The organism is Mesorhizobium carmichaelinearum (genome assembly GCF_900199455.1).
Classification (GTDB): Bacteria; Pseudomonadota; Alphaproteobacteria; order Rhizobiales; family Rhizobiaceae; genus Mesorhizobium; species Mesorhizobium carmichaelinearum.
Genome location: NZ_FZQR01000002.1, coordinates 690,842 through 707,996, shown reverse-complemented (window position 1 = coordinate 707,996; position 17,155 = coordinate 690,842). Strand labels below are relative to the sequence as shown.

General features: G+C 63.4%; 15 protein-coding genes. 8 read left to right on the top strand and 7 right to left on the bottom strand.

What is annotated here, in order from left to right:
* Window position 1: 1 nt before the first annotated feature.
* The 5 genes from tssE to tssA are packed head-to-tail and all read right to left on the bottom strand — an operon-like array spanning window position 2 to window position 4,472.
* Entirely contained in the window at window positions 2-757 is a 756-nt protein-coding gene (tssE, locus tag CKW40_RS06625; protein ID WP_095199083.1) for a type VI secretion system baseplate subunit TssE, read from the bottom strand.
* Window positions 744-1,199 carry an Hcp family type VI secretion system effector gene (locus tag CKW40_RS06620; RefSeq protein WP_095199082.1) on the bottom strand — a complete coding sequence of 152 codons (456 nt, stop codon included), beginning with the start codon at window positions 1,197-1,199 and terminating at the stop codon, window positions 744-746. Before CKW40_RS06620 ends, tssE begins: the two co-directional genes overlap by 14 nt.
* Window positions 1,200-1,247: 48 nt before the next feature.
* The gene (gene tssC, locus CKW40_RS06615) at window positions 1,248-2,750 is read right to left on the bottom strand and encodes a type VI secretion system contractile sheath large subunit (protein ID WP_095199081.1); all 1,503 of its coding nucleotides are present in this window, start codon (window positions 2,748-2,750) and stop codon (window positions 1,248-1,250) included.
* 3 nt (window positions 2,751-2,753) lie between these two features.
* Window positions 2,754-3,293, bottom strand: coding sequence for a type VI secretion system contractile sheath small subunit (gene tssB, locus CKW40_RS06610; protein ID WP_095199080.1), 540 nt, complete (start codon window positions 3,291-3,293; stop codon window positions 2,754-2,756).
* Between the two features lie 6 nt (window positions 3,294-3,299).
* Window positions 3,300-4,472, bottom strand: coding sequence for a type VI secretion system protein TssA (gene tssA / locus CKW40_RS06605; protein ID WP_095199079.1), 1,173 nt, complete (start codon window positions 4,470-4,472; stop codon window positions 3,300-3,302).
* Between the two features lie 336 nt (window positions 4,473-4,808).
* On the opposite strand from tssA, the gene CKW40_RS06600 reads away from it, so the two are divergent.
* Window positions 4,809-7,637, top strand: a complete 2,829-nt coding sequence (locus tag CKW40_RS06600; protein WP_095199192.1) for a type VI secretion system ATPase TssH — start codon at window positions 4,809-4,811, stop codon at window positions 7,635-7,637.
* Window positions 7,638-7,702: 65 nt separating this feature from the next.
* Here the strand turns inward: CKW40_RS06600 and CKW40_RS06595 are convergent, their stop codons facing one another.
* Window positions 7,703-8,497, bottom strand: a complete 795-nt coding sequence (locus CKW40_RS06595; protein ID WP_095199078.1) for a GntR family transcriptional regulator — start codon at window positions 8,495-8,497, stop codon at window positions 7,703-7,705.
* Window positions 8,494-9,534: a Gfo/Idh/MocA family protein gene (locus CKW40_RS06590; protein ID WP_095199077.1), complete on the bottom strand. Its 1,041-nt coding sequence runs from the start codon at window positions 9,532-9,534 to the stop codon at window positions 8,494-8,496. Before CKW40_RS06590 ends, CKW40_RS06595 begins: the two co-directional genes overlap by 4 nt.
* 178 nt (window positions 9,535-9,712) lie before the next feature.
* Here CKW40_RS06590 and CKW40_RS06585 point away from each other — a divergent pair, with 178 nt between their 5' ends.
* The 7 genes from CKW40_RS06585 to CKW40_RS06555 all read left to right on the top strand — a co-directional run bounded on the left by CKW40_RS06585 (window position 9,713) and on the right by CKW40_RS06555 (window position 17,154).
* Entirely contained in the window at window positions 9,713-10,981 is a 1,269-nt protein-coding gene (locus CKW40_RS06585; RefSeq protein WP_095199076.1) for an ABC transporter substrate-binding protein, read from the top strand.
* Between the two features lie 98 nt (window positions 10,982-11,079).
* Window positions 11,080-11,967: a carbohydrate ABC transporter permease gene (locus CKW40_RS06580; RefSeq protein ID WP_095199075.1), complete on the top strand. Its 888-nt coding sequence runs from the start codon at window positions 11,080-11,082 to the stop codon at window positions 11,965-11,967.
* 71 nt (window positions 11,968-12,038) lie between these two features.
* Window positions 12,039-12,851 carry an ABC transporter permease subunit gene (locus CKW40_RS06575; protein ID WP_095199191.1) on the top strand — a complete coding sequence of 271 codons (813 nt, stop codon included), beginning with the start codon at window positions 12,039-12,041 and terminating at the stop codon, window positions 12,849-12,851.
* Between the two features lie 57 nt (window positions 12,852-12,908).
* Entirely contained in the window at window positions 12,909-13,952 is a 1,044-nt protein-coding gene (locus CKW40_RS06570) for an SIS domain-containing protein (protein ID WP_095199074.1), read from the top strand.
* Window positions 13,952-14,881 carry an ROK family protein gene (locus CKW40_RS06565; protein ID WP_179297846.1) on the top strand — a complete coding sequence of 310 codons (930 nt, stop codon included), beginning with the start codon at window positions 13,952-13,954 and terminating at the stop codon, window positions 14,879-14,881. The genes CKW40_RS06570 and CKW40_RS06565 overlap by 1 nt, the downstream gene beginning before the upstream one ends.
* Window positions 14,882-14,885: 4 nt before the next feature.
* Complete coding sequence (locus CKW40_RS06560) at window positions 14,886-15,977, top strand: ABC transporter ATP-binding protein (RefSeq protein WP_095199072.1); 1,092 nt, start codon at window positions 14,886-14,888, stop codon at window positions 15,975-15,977.
* A gap of 178 nt (window positions 15,978-16,155) precedes the next feature.
* Window positions 16,156-17,154: an ABC transporter ATP-binding protein gene (locus tag CKW40_RS06555; protein WP_095199190.1), complete on the top strand. Its 999-nt coding sequence runs from the start codon at window positions 16,156-16,158 to the stop codon at window positions 17,152-17,154.
* Window position 17,155 lies beyond the last annotated feature (1 nt).

Here is a 17,155-nt window from a genome sequence, read left to right as displayed (position 1 = left end):
CTCAGGCGTCCCTAATTTCGGTCCGCGCCAAGCCGTTGTCGAGATTGATCGTCGTGCGCAGGCGCATGCGTTCCGGTGTGGGCGTCATGATCAGCACGGCATCGATCTCGATCTTCAGGCCCACGGTCTTATCGCCCAGGGTGACGGTAACCTTCGTCGCGCTTTCCTGCAGGCGCGGCTCGAAAGTGGCGAGCACCGAGCGGATTTCGCGCGCCAGAACATCACGGTCGAAGTCGCGGGACGACCGCCCCGAGAAGGACGGCACGCCGTAATTGACCACGCTTCGACGCACCTCGGGAAAATCGGCGAGCGACGGCGGATTGTCCGCCATTTGCTCATTCTCCAGGTCGGACAGCAGCGGCGTGGCCTCGAAGCGCTCGGTGTTGAACAGCGCCTCGATGTCGCGCCGCACCGCTTCCCTGAGCACGCGGGCCGATACCACCACGCCTCGGCTTTCGATCTCGACGCGGTGCTGGGTCTGAAAGGCCAGACGGTGCAGACGCCGTTTCTGATCCGGCGTCAGCTCCGTATCGGCGTCGATGGTGCGCGCACTGCCGGCGACGAGCGTATCGAGACGGTCCGCGCCAAGCTCGTCCAGCAGGACATGGCGCAGCCCGTCTATCTCCGAGGTCAGGCCCGGCAGGTCATTGACGAGGCGATCCCATAGCGACGGTTGGACAGCCTCGCTTTTTGCCCGCAGGCTGCCCGCGATTTGCTGCTTGCCCGCGCCGGGCCGCCGAACCTCACTTGCCGACATAGACATCCATTTCGGCTTCATCATTGCCGTCATAGACGAACTTGATCTTCTTGTAGGCGAAGCTGACCTCTTCCTGGATCAGGTCTTCCTCATCCTCGGCCTGCGACATGTCGTATTCCATGATCGAGGCCTCGGTGAGCGTGACGACGAGGTAATCCTTGGTCTCGCCATCGATGGTCCGTCGGGCGGAGAACACCACTTCATCCAGCGCCTTGTTCTCGAACAGTGCCTTTTTCAGATAGGGCGAGGATTTGTCGTAGTGCTTGATGAACTTGATCATGCCCATCGACACGCGCCCACGGCGTGAGAGCGAATTCGGGTCATAGGGTGCGACCATCTTGTAGTCGACGCCATGGATTTCGATTTCGTCCGAGTGGCCGTCGCGGGTGCTTGGGCCCTTGATATCAGGAACCTTCAGAAAACCATCGATCTTGACTGGCATTGTCTTTCTCCACCGCTTTCAAACAAAACAAGGTCTGGTTGCTGCAAATCAGGTCTTCACGGACGGCAGTTCCGATACCAGCCGCAGCGAGGCGTTGATGCCTTCCAACTGGTAATGCGGGCGCAGATAGAAGCGGGCGTTGTAGTAGCCCGGCCGTCCTTCGACGCTGTCCACCTGGACTTCGGCCGCGGCAAGCGGGCGCTTGGCGCGTGCCTTGTCGTCGGCGAAGGCCGGGTTGGCCAGCACGTAGCGGTTGATCCACTCGGTCAGCCAGATCTGCATGTCGGAGCGCTCCTTGAACGAACCGACCTTGTCGCGCGCAATGGCCTTGAGGTAGTGCGCGAAGCGCGAGACCGGGAAGAGGTAAGGCAGGTTGGCGCTCAGCCGCTCGTTCGACTGGGCATCGGGGTCGACCAGCCGGCCGGCGCGCGTCTCGTCGTCCTGCAGCGAATGGGCGCCGATGAAGGCCGCCAGATCGGTGTTTTTCCGGTGCAGGATCGGCATCAGGCCGAGCTTGGCCAGTTCGGCCTCGCGCCGGTCGTCGATGGCGACCTCGGTCGGGCATTTCATCGCGATCGAGCCGTCATCGGTCGGGAAGCTGTGCACCGGCAAATTGAGCACCGTGCCGCCATTCTCCACGCCGCGGATCTGCGTGCCCCAACCGAAAAGCTTGTGGCTGCGGTTGATGTTGACGCCCATCGGGAAGGCGGCGTTCATCCAGACATATTTGTTGTGATCGCCCTGCACCTCTTCCTCGAAGGTGAAGCCCTTCACCGGAACGGTATCGGTGCCATAGGGCAGCCTGGCCAGAACACGGGGCATGGTCAGGCCGATATAGCGGGCGTCCTCGCTCTCGCGCAGCGACTGCCACGAGGCATAGGCCGGGTTGGAGACGATCTGCTGCAGGTCTTGCGGGTTCGGCAATTCCTGCCAGCTGTCCATGCGGAACAGCCGCGGCGAGGCGGCGGCGATAAATGGCGTGTGCGCCGAGGCGCAGATGCCGGAGATGTTGCGCAGCAGGCCGACGTCGCGCGGGTGGTTGGAGAATTCATAGGCGCCGATCACGCAGCCGATCGGTTCGCCGCCCAGCATCGAATACTCGTCCGTATAGACCTTCTTGAAGATCGGGCTCTGGTCCCACATCTGGCCTTCATAGTCTTCGAGCGTGTCGGCCAGCTGCTCCTTGGAGATGTTCATCACCCGGATCTTCAGCTTCTGATCCGTTTCGGTGTTGTTGACCAGATACCAGAGGCCGCGCCATGTGCCTTCCATCTCGCGCACTTCCGGTGCGTGCAGGATTTCGTTGACCTGTGCAGTCAGCATCTTGTCGATGCCCGCGATCAGTGACTTGATCGACTTGATCGCATTCGACGAAATGGTCGTGGTCTCGGAACGCGATTGCGCCGCGAGCGCAAGATTGCGCACGAGTTGCTGCAGCTTCTCGCTGTCGTCCTTCTTGACCTTGAAATCCTTCTCGAGGAGCCCGCTGAATTCTCCAAGGTCGATGGCTTCGGCCTCGGCGACGGCGGCAGTCTTTTGCTGTTCGGCCATGGTTTACTCCCCTGCCTTGTCGTCGTCGGCGAGCGCCTGGTTGGCGATCTTGCCAAGCAACGGCTCGTTGTTCAGAAGCTGCGCGATGCGCTTTTCGGCGTCGACGCGACCATCCATGAAGCCGAGCAGTTCCTCGAGCTGGCGGCGCATCTTGAGGATCTCGGCCAGTTGCGGCACCTGCTCGGCGATCTTGTCCGGGGCGAAATCGCCCATCTTGGTGAAGGTGAGATCGAGCGCCAGCTCCTCGTCGCGCTCCTGGCCTTCGGCCTGCGGCAGCGTGTTCTTCACCCGGGCTTTGACGCGCGGCCCGAGCGCCTCCATAAATTTGGGGAAGCGGTTGGCGTCGGTCTCGACGAAGGCCCGGTCCAGCACCGATTTTGACGCTTCCCTGGTCTGCGAAGCACCGGAAAGGTCGGCCATCACGGCCATGACGAACGGCAATTCGATCGTCGTCGGGCTGCCGTAGGTTTCCACATCGTAGGCGATCTGCACCCGCGGCGCGCGATTTCGTTCGATGACCTTCGCTTTGCTTTCGGCTGGCATGTGCTGTTACCTTTCATCCTTCTGAGCCGTCTTCTTGACATCGGGAACGCCGGCAAGGAGCCGGAATTCCTTCAGCCCTGACGGGGCGAGATCTTCCATCAACTCAACGAAATCCATGTGCACCATGCGGCGCACGCGCCGCGCCAGATGTGGGATCGGGCTCGACGGTTCGGTGCGGTCATAGAAGGCGACGACCAGGTCGAGGCATTTCACCACGTCGTCGCGCGAGGAGATCCGGTCGGGAAGCCCGGTGCTGGTCTCCGTGTAGCTTGCCGCACTTGCCATAGTATCGGCTCCATGACCGTTTCGAGCAGACGTTGGCGGTTCTGCCGGGGTGGGCGGCTTGGCCGCGCCATTCGCCACGGCGCCGGCTGCCGCGTTCCGTTCGAGGGTCGTCAGCAAACGCTGCAGAAACCGTTTTAATTCCGGAACAGGAGCGCCACCGCCCTCGAGGCGCGCGTTGAGGGCGGTTTCGACCGCATCAAGGGCCGCGATCGCTGCCCGGGCGTCGGCGACGAGCGTGACCATCTCCGCACCGGCCTGATCGATCTGTGCCGCACATCCGGCGCGTACCCGGTTCAACAATTGCCCGTGTGCGCTGACCAGTGCCGCCTTTTCGGCCGTGTTCAAGCCAGAGGCGGCTTCCTGGAGCATGACACGGTCGTCGAGCGCGCTTTGTTCCAAGTCGCGTCCGCTGATCGGCCCGATCGAGCGCGGCGTAAAGAAAATCATCTGCCGCAGGTTCGCCAACAGACCGTCCTGACCGTTCTGGAGGTCGAGCAGCGCGTTGATGCGGCGCAAGGCGGCATCGCGCGGCGCAGCGTTGGGCCGCAGGGCCGGATGCATGGTGTCCCAATGCTGATCGAAGGTCTGCGCAATGAGGCTCAACCCCTGCGCGAGCCCGGCTAGCCCGTCCTCATTGGCCAGCGCCCGCGTGACGATGACCAGCAGGCGCAGGTCGCGGCCATGCGCGCGCAATTCCGCCGCCTTTGCCAGTACGGCGGACCAGTCGACCGGAATGGTGCTTTGCGACGTGGGCTTGTTGTTGCCGTCGTGGACGACCTTGATTTCCGGCTCCGTCAGGCGCTCCAGCTCATGAAAAGCCGGGTCGTTGCGCAAATCCTCCCCTGACGGATTTCCACCGTCGAGCGGACTAAGCCAGAGTGCGACATCAAGCACACAAACCCCCAGCGACCGGCCTCAAACCGTAAGTGACGCGACGTTATCACACGGTTGCACTTTACCACAATTCAACGACTGCTCAAAAATTAACAGAAGCTAAATGCGATCGCTCTCGAGGGCCGAAATCCGTGGTATGATTGCCAAAGCTGCATGCGAACCGCATTGCGGAGAGGCATTCAATTTCGTGGCTGTTTCCAGCCTGTAATGCGGGACTTTCCACAAATGGAAAGGAGCCGGCTAAACCGGGCATCCCGACATCGGTCCATCACGCGCTTTGTCAAGTGACGCCTTATGTGGCACGTTATCGGCTGGCAGATCGCAGGAGCACGTTCGATGGAACAGCGCCGGTCATCGCAGACTTTCAAGCGCAAGGAACTGGTCGGCAAGCTCAATCCTGTGGGTGTCCGCGCCTTCAAGGCTGCTGCCGACGCCGCCAAGCTGCGTGGCAATCCTTACGTCGAACTCGTCCATTTCATCGAGCAACTGGTGCTTTCCGACCGCTCGGATGTGCAGATGATCATCGCCGATGCCGGCGTGGATGCGAGCCGGCTCACGGCCGACATGACGCGCGCCGTCGACAAATTGCCTTATGGCGCCACATCGATCGAGGAATTCTCCGACCATATCTTTCATGCCATCCAAGAAGCCTGGAACCTCGCGACGCTCGAGTTCGGCGTCGAGGAAGTCCGCAGCGCGCATATTCTGCTTGCCTGCCTGAAGACGCCGGTGCTGGAAGGCCTGTTGTCGAAGATCAGCGGTGAGTTTGACAAGATCGACGCCGACGCGGTCATTGCGCGGTTCGCCGATGTCACGGAAGGCTCGCTCGAAGCCGGCGCCGCTCCGGCGACGCCCGCCACAGAAACGCCGATGAAACGAGGGCCGGGCGGGGATTCGGCGCTGGCCAAATACGCCACCGACCTGACCCAGCGCGCCCGCGACGGCAAGATCGACCCGGTCGTCGGCCGCGATCCGGAGATCAGGCAGATCGTCGATATCCTGATGCGACGCCGGCAAAACAACCCGATCCTGACCGGTGAGGCCGGGGTCGGCAAGACCGCGGTCGTCGAGGGCTTTGCGTTGCGTATCGCGGCGGACGACGTGCCGCCGACGCTGCAAGGCGTCAGCGTGCGCATGCTCGATGTCGGATTGATGCAGGCGGGCGCCAGCGTGAAGGGCGAATTCGAAAAACGGCTGAAGGCTGTCATCGACGAGGTCCAGTCGTCCGAAACGCCGGTCATCCTGTTCATCGACGAAGCGCACACCTTGATCGGCGCCGGCGGCGCGGCCGGCACCGGCGACGCGGCCAATCTCTTGAAACCGGCGCTGGCGCGGGGCGAACTTCGCACCATCGCGGCAACGACCTGGGCCGAATACAAGCAGCACATCGAGAAGGACCCGGCGCTGACCCGCCGTTTCCAGGTGGTCAAGATCGACGAGCCGTCGGAAGCGGTGGCCGTCCTCATGTTGCGCGGCGTGGCCGGCATGCTGGAGCAGCACCACAAGGTGCAGATACTCGATGAGGCGATCGAGGCCGCGGTCGGCCTGTCGCATCGCTACATCCCGGCACGGCAACTGCCTGACAAGGCGGTGAGCCTCCTCGATACCGCTTGCGCCCGTGTCGCCATATCGCAGCATGCCACGCCGGCCGAGGTCGAAGACATCCTGCGCCGCCGCCAGGCGCTGGAGGTCGAGCGCGGCATCATCGGTCGCGAGGCCGCGATCGGCATCGAGGTGACAGAGCGGCAAGCACGCGTTGAGACCGGGCTTGCCGAAAGCGAGGCAACCCTGGCCGCCGCGCAGCAGCGTTGGGATCGGGAAAAGGCACTGGTTGCCGAGATCCTCGAATTGCGCGCCCGGCTGCGCGGCGAGGGCGTGCCGCTCGATACGGCGGCGACCGCCGAGGCCGATACCGAAACGGCAGCGACTGACGCGGAAAAGACCAAGGTGCCCCAAACTGAGTCGTCCAAGGCTGAGCCGCCCAAGGCCGAAACGGCGAAGGCTGAAACGACGAAGACCAAGGCGGCCAAAGCCAAGGCCGAGGTGCCGGCGGCTGCCAATCCTGCGCCGTCAGATCCGGTGGCCGACCTTGCCCGGTTGCGCGAGCTGATGGCCGAACTGGCCGAGGCGCAAGGCGAAACACCGCTGATCCTACCCTCCGTCGACCGCAATGCCGTGGCGGCTGTCGTTCAGGACTGGACGGGCATCCCGACCGGGCGGATGCTGTCCAGCCAGACCGAAAAGGCGCTCAAGCTCGCCACCACGCTTTCGGAGCGGGTCGTCGGCCAGGATCACGCCATGGAAATGATCGCCAAACGCGTGCAGACCAGCCGCGCCGGGCTCGGCGCGCCGGAAAAGCCGGTCGGCGTCTTCCTGCTCTGCGGCCCCTCGGGCGTCGGCAAGACCGAAACCGCATTGGCCTTGGCCGAAACGCTCTATGGTGGCGAGCAGAACCTGATCTCGATCAACATGTCCGAGTTCCAGGAGGCGCACACCGTCTCGACACTGAAGGGCGCACCGCCCGGCTATGTCGGCTACGGCAAGGGTGGCATCCTGACCGAGGCCGTGCGCAGAAAACCCTATTCGGTCATCCTGCTAGACGAGGTCGAGAAGGCGCATCCCGACGTGCACGAAATCTTCTTCCAGGTCTTCGACAAGGGCATGATGGACGACAGCGAGGGCCGCAGGATCGATTTCAAGAACACGCTGATCCTGCTTACCTCGAATGTCGGCTCCGAGGTCATCATGGACCGCACGAAGAATGGCACGCTGCGGGCCGGGCTCGACGATCTCGATACCGCCTTGCGCAGCCCATTGCTGAAGGTCTTCCCGGCTGCCTTCCTCGGCCGGGTGGTGACCATTCCCTACTATCCGCTTTCGGATTCCATGATCGAGGCCATCACCCGTCACCAGTTCGCCAAGATCGCGCGCCGGCTGCGGGCAACCAATGATGCGGAACTGGTGATCGGCGACGGTGTCATGGATCTGGTCAAGGCCCGCTGCACCGAGATCGAATCCGGCGGACGCATGATCGATGCCATCCTGACCAACACGCTCTTGCCGGAACTGAGCCGCGGCGTGCTCAACCGGTCGCTCGCCGGCGAAAAGATGACAAAGGTCACCGTCGGCGCCTCCAAGGAAGGGTTCACCTATTCCTTCGAGTAGGCTCTGATCGTGGCAGGCCTACCCCATGCGACCTCTTCGCCCTCTGCTCCCGCCTTCCCGGGCCGCTACTCGCGATCCACCCGTGCCGGCGGAATACGAGGGGCGACGGTCTTGCCCGTGCGCGAGAACGACGTGCGCAGGCGATAGCGGTCGCCGGCGTAGCGGATCGTCGAGGACAGCAGCGGCCGGCCGGCCGTATCGACAATGAGTTGGCGCATGACCAGGGTGGATTTGCCGACATCGATGTCGAGATGGCGCGCCAGCACGGGATCGGCGCCATGCGCCTCGATCGTGGTTTCGGCGCGCGCCAGGTCGACACCGGCATCGATCAGCAGGCCGAACAGCGAGGCGTTGCGAAAGTCGATATGGCTGAGATCGGGGACGAGGCTTGCGGCAAAGAATGAGGTGTCGACGGCGACCGGAACCTGGTCGAGGCGTCGGATCCTTTCCAGATGAAACAGCGCAGCACCCGGCGCGATCGACAGCTCCTCGGCCTCGTCCAGCGAGGCGGGCGCCTGTTCGGCGCGCAACACGTCGGAGGAGGGCGTCAGGCCGAGGCGCCTGGCGGTCTCGCTGAACGATTCCAGCGTGTTGGGAAATTCCTTCGGCACTTTGGCCGAGACATACCAGCCGCGTCCGTGCGAAGGCGTCAACACGCCTTCCTCGACAAGGCTTTGCAGGGCCCGGCGCAAGGTCACCCTCGAGATCGACATGCGCGTGAACAGGTCGCGCTCGGCCGGCAGCCGCGCGCCCGAAGCAAGCTTGCCGCTGGCGATCTCCTGCAGGATCGCATCGGCCGCTTGCCGCCACAGCGGCTCCGGTCCGTCCGACTGCAGTGGCGAGCCCTCCATCTCAGTCATCCATCCGCCTTCACCTTTTCCCATACGCCCGTTCGCATCGAACGGTAGCAGGCGTCAATTATGTGGTTGACGATGACGCCGTCCTCGAAGGTTTCCAGCGGTGTCGTCCCCGCCGCGAAGTGTTCCACAAAATGCCGCATCTGTTGCGAAAAACCGTAGGCACGGGTTTCCTCGGGCACCGGATAGACCCAACCGGTCTCGGCGTCGGCCTTCTCGACGAGATAACCGACCGGCTTCTCGATGAAACCCCAGACCGGCCCGACCGATGTGTCGGTGACGATGCGGCCGGCCGAGCCGACCAGTTCATGGCGAAGTTGCATGCCGCCTTTCTCGATCCATGAGGACTCGATCGTGGCAAGCTGGCCGCCGGCGAATTTCAGCAGCGCGATCGCCGTGTCCTCGCCGGTCGTCTTGTCGCCATGCACCAGCGTCGCGCCCCACGCCATCACCTCGGTGATGAGATTGTCTTTGCCGAAGAAGTGGCGGGCGCTTTCGACGGTATGGCAGCCCATGTCGAGCAGGGCGCCGCCGCCTGCGAGTTCGGCGTTCCAGAAATGCGGCGCATGCGGCCCCGAATGCGCCTCACGCGCCCGCATGGTCAAGAGATTGCCGATGCCGCCGGCCTGGATCATCTGGTGGGCCTTGGCGATGTTGGGGGAAAACACCGCGCATTCGGCATAGCCATGCCAGATGCCGGCGCGCTGGACGATGTCGAGGATTTCCTGCGCTTCCTTGCCGGTGCGCGCCAGCGGCTTGGTGCAGATGACGGCCTTGCCGTGCTTGGCAGCGATCCTGACGGCTTCGAGATGGATTTCATTGGGCAGTGCGATCACCACCAGCTCGACCGCCTTGTCGGCGCACAGCGCGTCGATATCCCGGTGCGCGGTGACCTTGGGCCCCCACTTCTTCGCGAAGGCCGTGGCGCGTTCGAAACTGCGCGACGAGCAGGCCACCAGCTCGGCATTGCGCACGTCGAGCAGCGAGTCCGCATAGGTCTCGGCGATGAAGCCCGAGCCCAGAATTCCAACGCCAATCATTCAAATCCTCCCAGATTTTTTTGCCATCAGCTGGTGCCCTCAGCCCTAGGCAGCACCTGCTCGATGGAAAAGACAACACAATACCACTTGTCACAAGATGTATCAGTAGGTATGGTCCGAGGCAACAGTGCAAAATCGTGAATCCACACGAGGCACCATCTTGAGGGAGAGCAGGAAAATGCGTTCCATAAATGTATCGGTCCCGCTGGCGGCGACGCTCGGCGTGATGTTTGCAGGCGGTGTCGGCGCCGCGTTCGCCGACCCGGTCACCATCACCTTGAACAGCTGGCGCACCGAAGACATCGCCGTCTGGCAGGACACCATCCTGCCCGCCTTCGAAGCCAAGCATCCCGACATCAAGGTCGAGTTCGCGCCGATCAACACCAATGAATACAACGCCGCCATCCAGTCGCAGATCGAAGGCGGCGCCGGCGGCGACCTGATCACCTGCCGGCCCTTCGACGTGAACCGCGAATGGATCAAGCGCGGCTATTTCGAGTCGCTCGAAGGCCTGCCGGGCCTGGCGAATTTCGACAAGACCTCGCGCGCCGCATGGTCGGGCGCCGACGACAAGGCCTACTGCCTGCCGGTCGCCGCCGTGCTCGCTGGCTTCTACTACAATGCCGATATCTTCAAGGAACTGGGCCTCAAGGTGCCGACCACCAGCGCCGAGTTCATCGATGTGCTCCAGGCGATCAAGAAGGATGGCCGCTACACGCCGCTGGCCTATGGCGCGGCCGAATCCTGGCAGCTCGCCTATAATGGCCTCTACTCGATCGGCCCCGCCTACTGGAAAGGCGAGGAGGGCCGGCTTGGCCTGATCGACGGCAAGAAGAAGCTGACCGATCCGGAATTCGTCGACGCCATCGCCGCCTTCGCCGCCTGGAAGCCGTTCCTGCCCGCCGGCCAGGAGAGCCTGAACTATGCCGACATGACGCAGCTGTTCACGCTCGGCAAGGCGGCGATCCTCCCCGACGGTTCGTGGGACATCAACCAGGTGACCTCGACCAACCTCAATGTCGGCGTCTTCGGGCCGCCGGTGCCGAAGGCGGGCGACAAGCGCTATCTGCAGGAAATGCCCGACATGGGCATCGGCATCAACGCCAAGAGCACGCACAAGGAAGCCGCAAAAACCTTCCTCGACTGGGTTGCCGGGCCTGAATTCCAGGAACTCTACGTGAACGCCGCCCCGGGCTTCTTTGCCATGAGCTCGAAGCCGGTGACCTACAAGAACAAGCTGGCGCAGGATTTCGCCGACCTGAAGAAGGGCGCCGAGCTGACGCCACGCCTGGCGCTTGATCGCCTCAGCGCCGGCACGCCGCCGCTCGACGACGAGACCTGGCGCCTGCTGCAGGTGATGTTCACCAAGTCGGACGTCACGCCGCAGCAGGTCGCGACCGAACTCCAGGCCGGTCTCGCCTCCTGGTACGGGCCGCAGAAGAAGTAATCCGGCTTCGCTTCGCGCATGCCTTGCCAGAGGGCAGGGCATGCGCAAGCCTGACGGCGCGCCAGCCATCATGGCCGGCGTGAAGATGAGGTTTTCCGTTGATATCTCCCGCTGCCGCTTACCGAAACCTGCTGCTGTTCGTGCTGCCGGCGCTGGCCGTCTATCTGGTCTTTGCCGTGCTGCCGTTGGCGACCTCGATTGTCATGAGCTTCTTCCAGACCAGCGGCGCTTCGGGTGACACCTTCGTCGGCTTTGCCAATTACGTGCGCCTGTTTACCCACCCGACCATCAGCGCCCGCTTCTGGAATGCGTTGCTCAACAACATGCAGTATTTCGCCATCCATCTGATCGTCGAAGTGCCGATGGGCCTGCTTTTGGCGGCGTTGCTGACGTCAGGCAAACTGGCGCGGTCGGAAGGCATCTACCGCACGCTGCTGTTCATTCCGGCGACGCTGTCGGTGGTCATCGTCGGCTTCGTCTGGCGGCTGATCATCAACCCGCTCTGGGGGCTGGTCGGCTTTCCGTTGCTGGGCACGGAATCGACCGCACTCACCACCATCTCGCTGATGTCGGTCTGGCAGTATTTCGGCATCCCCATGGTCTTCCTCTACAGCGCCCTTCTGGCGGTGCCCAACGAGCTCGTCGAAGCCGCCAACATCGATGGCGCCGGTGGCTGGACGACCTTCTGGAAGATCAAGTTCCCGCTGATCGCGCCGCAATTCGGGCTGATCGCGATCCTCACCTACATCTGGACCTTCAACGGCTTCGACCTGGTCTTCGCCCTCAACGGCTCGGCGCCCGGGCCGAATTACAGCACCGATATTCTCGGCACCTACTTCTACCGCACCTTCTTCGGCTCGAGCGGCCAGCTTGCCGATCTCGATCTGGGTAGCGCGGTCGCAACCGTCATCTTCCTCACCGTGTTGCTGGTCACCGCGGCCTATTTCTGGCTGATCCAGCGCCGCCTGAAATCCTATTCGGTCTAGGAGCTGAGATGAGCGCCCCGGACCTCACCATACCAGCCGCCCGCCGCCGCCAGGACCGCGAACCCTGGACGATGGAGCGCATCATCGTGCACGCGCTGCTGATCCTGTTCGTGCTGCTTGCCATCGGGCCGGTGCTGATCGTCATCATCAATTCGCTGAAGACAACGCCGGCGATCTTCGGCGGCCCGTTCGACCTGCCGACGGCAAAAACCTTCAGCCTTGAAGGCTACAGGCGCGTCTTCACCCGCGGCAATTTCATCGTCAATTACCGCAACAGCCTGATCGTCACGGTGACGACGATCGGGCTGACCGTGGTGCTGTCGACGCTCGCCGCCTTTGCGCTCGTCGAATACCGCGTGCGGCTGGCCTCGCTGCTCGGCGGCCTGTTCGTGCTCGGCATCATGCTGCCGATTAGGCTCGGCACCATCCCGCTTATCCAGATGATGCTGGCCTGGCGGCTGATGGACACGCTTGCCGCGCTCATCCTCGTCTACACCGCCATGAGCATCCCGATCGCGGTGACGCTGATGGTTACCTATTTCCGCACCGTGCCGACCGATCTCAAGGAAGCGGCGCGCATGGATGGCGCGAGCGAGCTGCGCACCTTCTGGATCGTGCTGCCTTTGGTCAGGCCGGGCCTCGCCGCGGTCGCGGCACTCACCATGCTGCCGGTCTGGAACGATCTCTGGTTCCCGCTGATCTTGGCGCCGAGCCGGCAGAACCAGACGGTGACACTCGGCGTGCAGCAATTCGTCGGCCAGTTCATGAACGACTATCCGGCCCTGCTCGCCGCGCTGACGCTTGGCGCGGTGCCGCTGGTGCTGCTGTTCACCCTGTTCTCGCGGCAATTCATCAGCGGCCTCAGCAAGGGCTACAGCAAATAACCGGACCTCCGACAGATTTTAACAAGACCGATAATTTCGAACTGATGGAACACTGAGATGCAGATAGGCACTTACATCCGCCGGCAGCCCGCGACGCTCACCAGCCTGCCAGCGGCAATCGGCGCGGAGCTCGACAGTTTTGCCAGCCTGCGCCAGAAGCCGGAACGGATCGTGCTGCTCGGCACCGGCTCGTCGATGAATGCGCTTCTGGCCGGCGCCGAGGCTCTGGAGGAGGGCACGGGCGCCTCGGTGATCGCCAAGGAGCCGGAGGCTTTCCTGCGCCTGCCGCCCAGGGCGTCAAACCAGTGCACGTTGGTTTTGGCCGCTTCGCAGTCCGGCATGAGCATCACCACGATCGAGGCGGTGCGTCTCTCGGTGCAGCTGGGTTTCCCGACCCTTGTGATCACCGGCGAGGCGGGCAGCCTGATCACCGAGACCGGCGCTGAGATCATCGTCATGCCGATCGGTCCGGAGACGGTCGGGCCGAAGACCATGGGCTACACCGCCACCGTCATGTCGGTGCTGGCCGTCGCTGCCAAGCTTGCCGGCAAACCGGTCGATGTGTCGGGGCTGCTCGCGCAACTGGAGCAGACGGCGGAAACCGGCTTGGTTGCAGCGAAAGACTTGGTCACCCGCTTCGGCGTCCCCGATTACATTCTGGTCGCAGGTCAGGCGACGCATCTCGGCACTGCGCTCGAGACGTCGCTCAAGATCGCCGAGATCAGCGGCGTGCCCACCGCTGGATTCGATACCGAAGAGGCTCTGCACGGGCATGTCTACGGCACCACGAACAACAGCCTGGTGATCGCAATCGCGCAGACCGAGACCGAGGCCAAGGTCGCCGCCAATCTCGGCGAGGCGCTCGCCGAACTTGGACCGCGCGCGGTCGTCCTCAACCTCTCCGGCCACCCAACACGGTTCGATTTGGCGGTGAGCTGGCCGACAGAGCCAAAACAGCAATTGTTGGCCGGTTGCTGGGCGCCGATGCCGCTGCAATGGTATGGCTGCGAACTGGCGATCGCGCGCGGCATCGATCCCGACAAGATGATCTACCCCAACCTCGGAAAGCGGCTCAACGTGCGCATCCGCAAGGAGGCCTGATGGTAACCGCTGTTGGAATCGACATTGGCGGCAGCCTGGTCAAGCTCGGTGTCGTCGATGGTTCAGGCAAGGTCCTCGCTCGCGGCGCGGTGCCGGTGCATCGCGATATCGAGTTCTCGGATTTCGTCCATCTGGTCACCAATGCCAGCGAAGAGTTGAGGCGGGCGTTTCCTGACATCACAGCCATCGGCATCGGCGTTCCGGGCACGCCCAATCCCGAGACCGGCATGCTCAACGGCCGCTGCCCGGCGATCCCAGCACTGCTCAAGGGGTCGCTATCAAAACTGTTCTCGATCCGCTTCGGCGTGCCGGCCGTTGTCCGCAACGATGCCGTCAGTGCCACCCATGGCGAAATGCGCCATGGCGCCGGGCGTCCGTACTCGCGCTTTGCGCTGCTGACGCTCGGCACCGGCATTGGCGGGTCGATGGTCATCGACCGCAAGGTCATTGACGGCCCGGACGGGCTGCCGCCGCAGTTCGGCTGCATCTCGCTCGACCCGGCCCGCACCGACATCGCCGATCCGGTGCCGGGCATGGTCGAGAACCTGGCCAGCGCCCGCGCGCTGGTCAACCGCTATCGCCAGCTCAAGCCGGACACGGATGCCAAAGACGCCGAGACCGTCGTGGATTTGGCCAAGGGAGGCGAGCCGATTGCGCTGCAGGTCGTCGACGAGGTGGCGCGCTGGCTCGGCCAGATGATCGGCATCATGTCGAACATGCTCAACATCGAGGCGGCGATCATCGGCGGCGGCCTGTCGCTGGCCGGTCCCTTCTTCATCGATCGCATCGCCAACAATGTCAGGGATTTCGTGCTGCTCAAGCCCGGCCGCCCGCCGGTGATCGTGGCAGCCGAGCATGGCAATGATGCCGGCGTGATCGGCACCGCAGCACTGGCGCTCGACATGTTCGCGCCCGCGGCAAGGGAATAGCGCCATGGCCGATGTCGAACTGCGCAAGATTTCCAAGAGTTTTCAGAACCTGAAGGTCGTGCACGATATCGATCTTGAGATCGCCGAGGGCGAGTTCGTCGTTCTTGTCGGCCCTTCCGGCTGCGGCAAGTCGACGACGCTGCGCATGGTGGCGGGACTGGACCGGCCGAGCGGCGGCGAGATCCATATTGGCGGCAGGCTGGTCAACGACGTCCAGGCCAGGGACCGCGACATCGCCATGGTCTTCCAGAGCTACGCGCTCTATCCGCAGATGACGGTGGCGCAGAACATGGCTTTCGGCCTGCGCATCCGCAAGGTTCCGGACGCCGAGGTGACGCAGCGCATCGCCCGTGTCGCCGACATCCTCGATCTCAGCGAACTTTTGCAGCGCAAGCCGCACCAGCTCTCCGGCGGCCAGCGCCAGCGCGTTGCCATGGGCCGCGCCATGGTGCGCCAGCCGAAAGTCTTCCTGTTCGACGAGCCGCTTTCCAACCTCGACGCCAAGCTCCGGGTCAAGATGCGCGCCGAGATCAAGAAGCTGCACCAGATGGTCGCCACCACCACGGTCTACGTCACCCACGACCAGGTCGAGGCGATGACACTGGCCGACCGCGTCGTGGTCATGAACAAGGGGCGCATCGAACAGATCGGCCCACCCAATGATCTCTACCATGAGCCGGCCAGCCGCTTCGTTGCCGGCTTCATCGGCAGCCCCGGCATGAATTTCTTCAAGTGCCGGCTGGAAGGGCGCGGCGACAGGCTGGCGGTCGTGCTCGGCGATGGCACCGCGCTCGCGGTGCCTGCCTCCCGCACCACGCGCTATGCCGGCCATGTCGGGCGCGAGCTCGAATTCGGCCTGCGTCCCGAGCACATCACCGAGCAGCGCGAGCGGCCCGATACCGTCGACATCAAGGTTCCGGTCGAGGTCGTCGAGCCGATGGGCATGGAGACGCTGCTGCATGTGCTGGTCGCCGGCGCCGAGGCCACGGCGCGCATCGATCCGGTAGCGACACCGAAGCCCGGCGAGATGGCGACGCTGTCGCTCGGCATGGGCCACATGCACCTGCTCGACCTCGAAAGCGGCAAGGTACTCTGAGACGCCGAGGCTCCAACACAAGTCAAAAACGGGCCCGCCACACATCTGCGTGTCAAAATACAAAAACAATATATTATCCGTTGACAAATATAATTTTGGAGCGAATTTTTAGGTGCGGCGCGAGACGGCCGTGATGGCCTTCGAGGCCGTCTCCATGCAGTCCAGGAATGTGCCGGTCATGATCGACATCCACAGCGTGTCAAAATCCTTCGTGACCCGGGATGCCGATCCGGTGCATGCGCTGAAGGACGTCAACCTGGAAATCTACGACAATGAGTTCTTCACGCTGCTCGGCCCGTCGGGCTGCGGCAAGACAACCCTGCTGCGTCTGATCGCCGGCTTCGAGGCGCCGAGTTCGGGCGCCATCCGCATCGCCGGCAATGATGTCGCCGCGCTGCCGCCGCAGAAGCGGCCGGTCAACACCGTGTTCCAGAGCTACGCGCTGTTCCCGCATATGAGCGTTGCCGAGAATGTCGCGTTCGGGTTGGAAATGCAGAACGCGCCGAAAGCGCTGATCGACGAGCGCGTCCGCGAAGCGCTCGAGATGGTCCGGCTCGAAGGCTTCGCCACCCGCAGGCCTTCGCAATTGTCGGGTGGCCAGCAGCAGCGCGTCGCGGTGGCGCGCGCGCTGGCGCCGAAGCCCAGCGTGCTCCTGCTCGACGAGCCGCTGTCGGCGCTCGACCTCAAATTGCGCAAGGGCATGCAGAGCGAGCTGAAGCGGCTGCAGCGCGAAACCGGCATCACCTTCGTGCTGGTCACCCACGACCAGGAAGAGGCGCTAGCCATGTCCGACCGCATTGCGGTCATGCGCAGCGGCGACGTGCTGCAGGTCGGCACACCGCGCGACATCTACGACAATCCGCAGGATCGTTTCGTCGCCGACTTCATCGGCGAGTCCAACCTTTTGCCTGGTGCAGCCCTTGGTCGGGATCCGGCAAAGACGATCGTCGTGCGCCCCGAACACATCGTCGTGTCGCCGGTAGCGGACGGCACGAAGGGGCACGCCACGGGCGCGGTCTCAGCCATCACCTTCCTTGGCTCCGACACGCTCTATGAGGTCGTGCTGGAGGAGGGGGCAAAACTGCATTCGCGCTCGCGCGGCGGTGCTTCGCTTTCGACAGGCGACAGGGTCGTCGTCGACTGGGCGCACTCTGTCGAACGCGAACTGGCGAACTGAG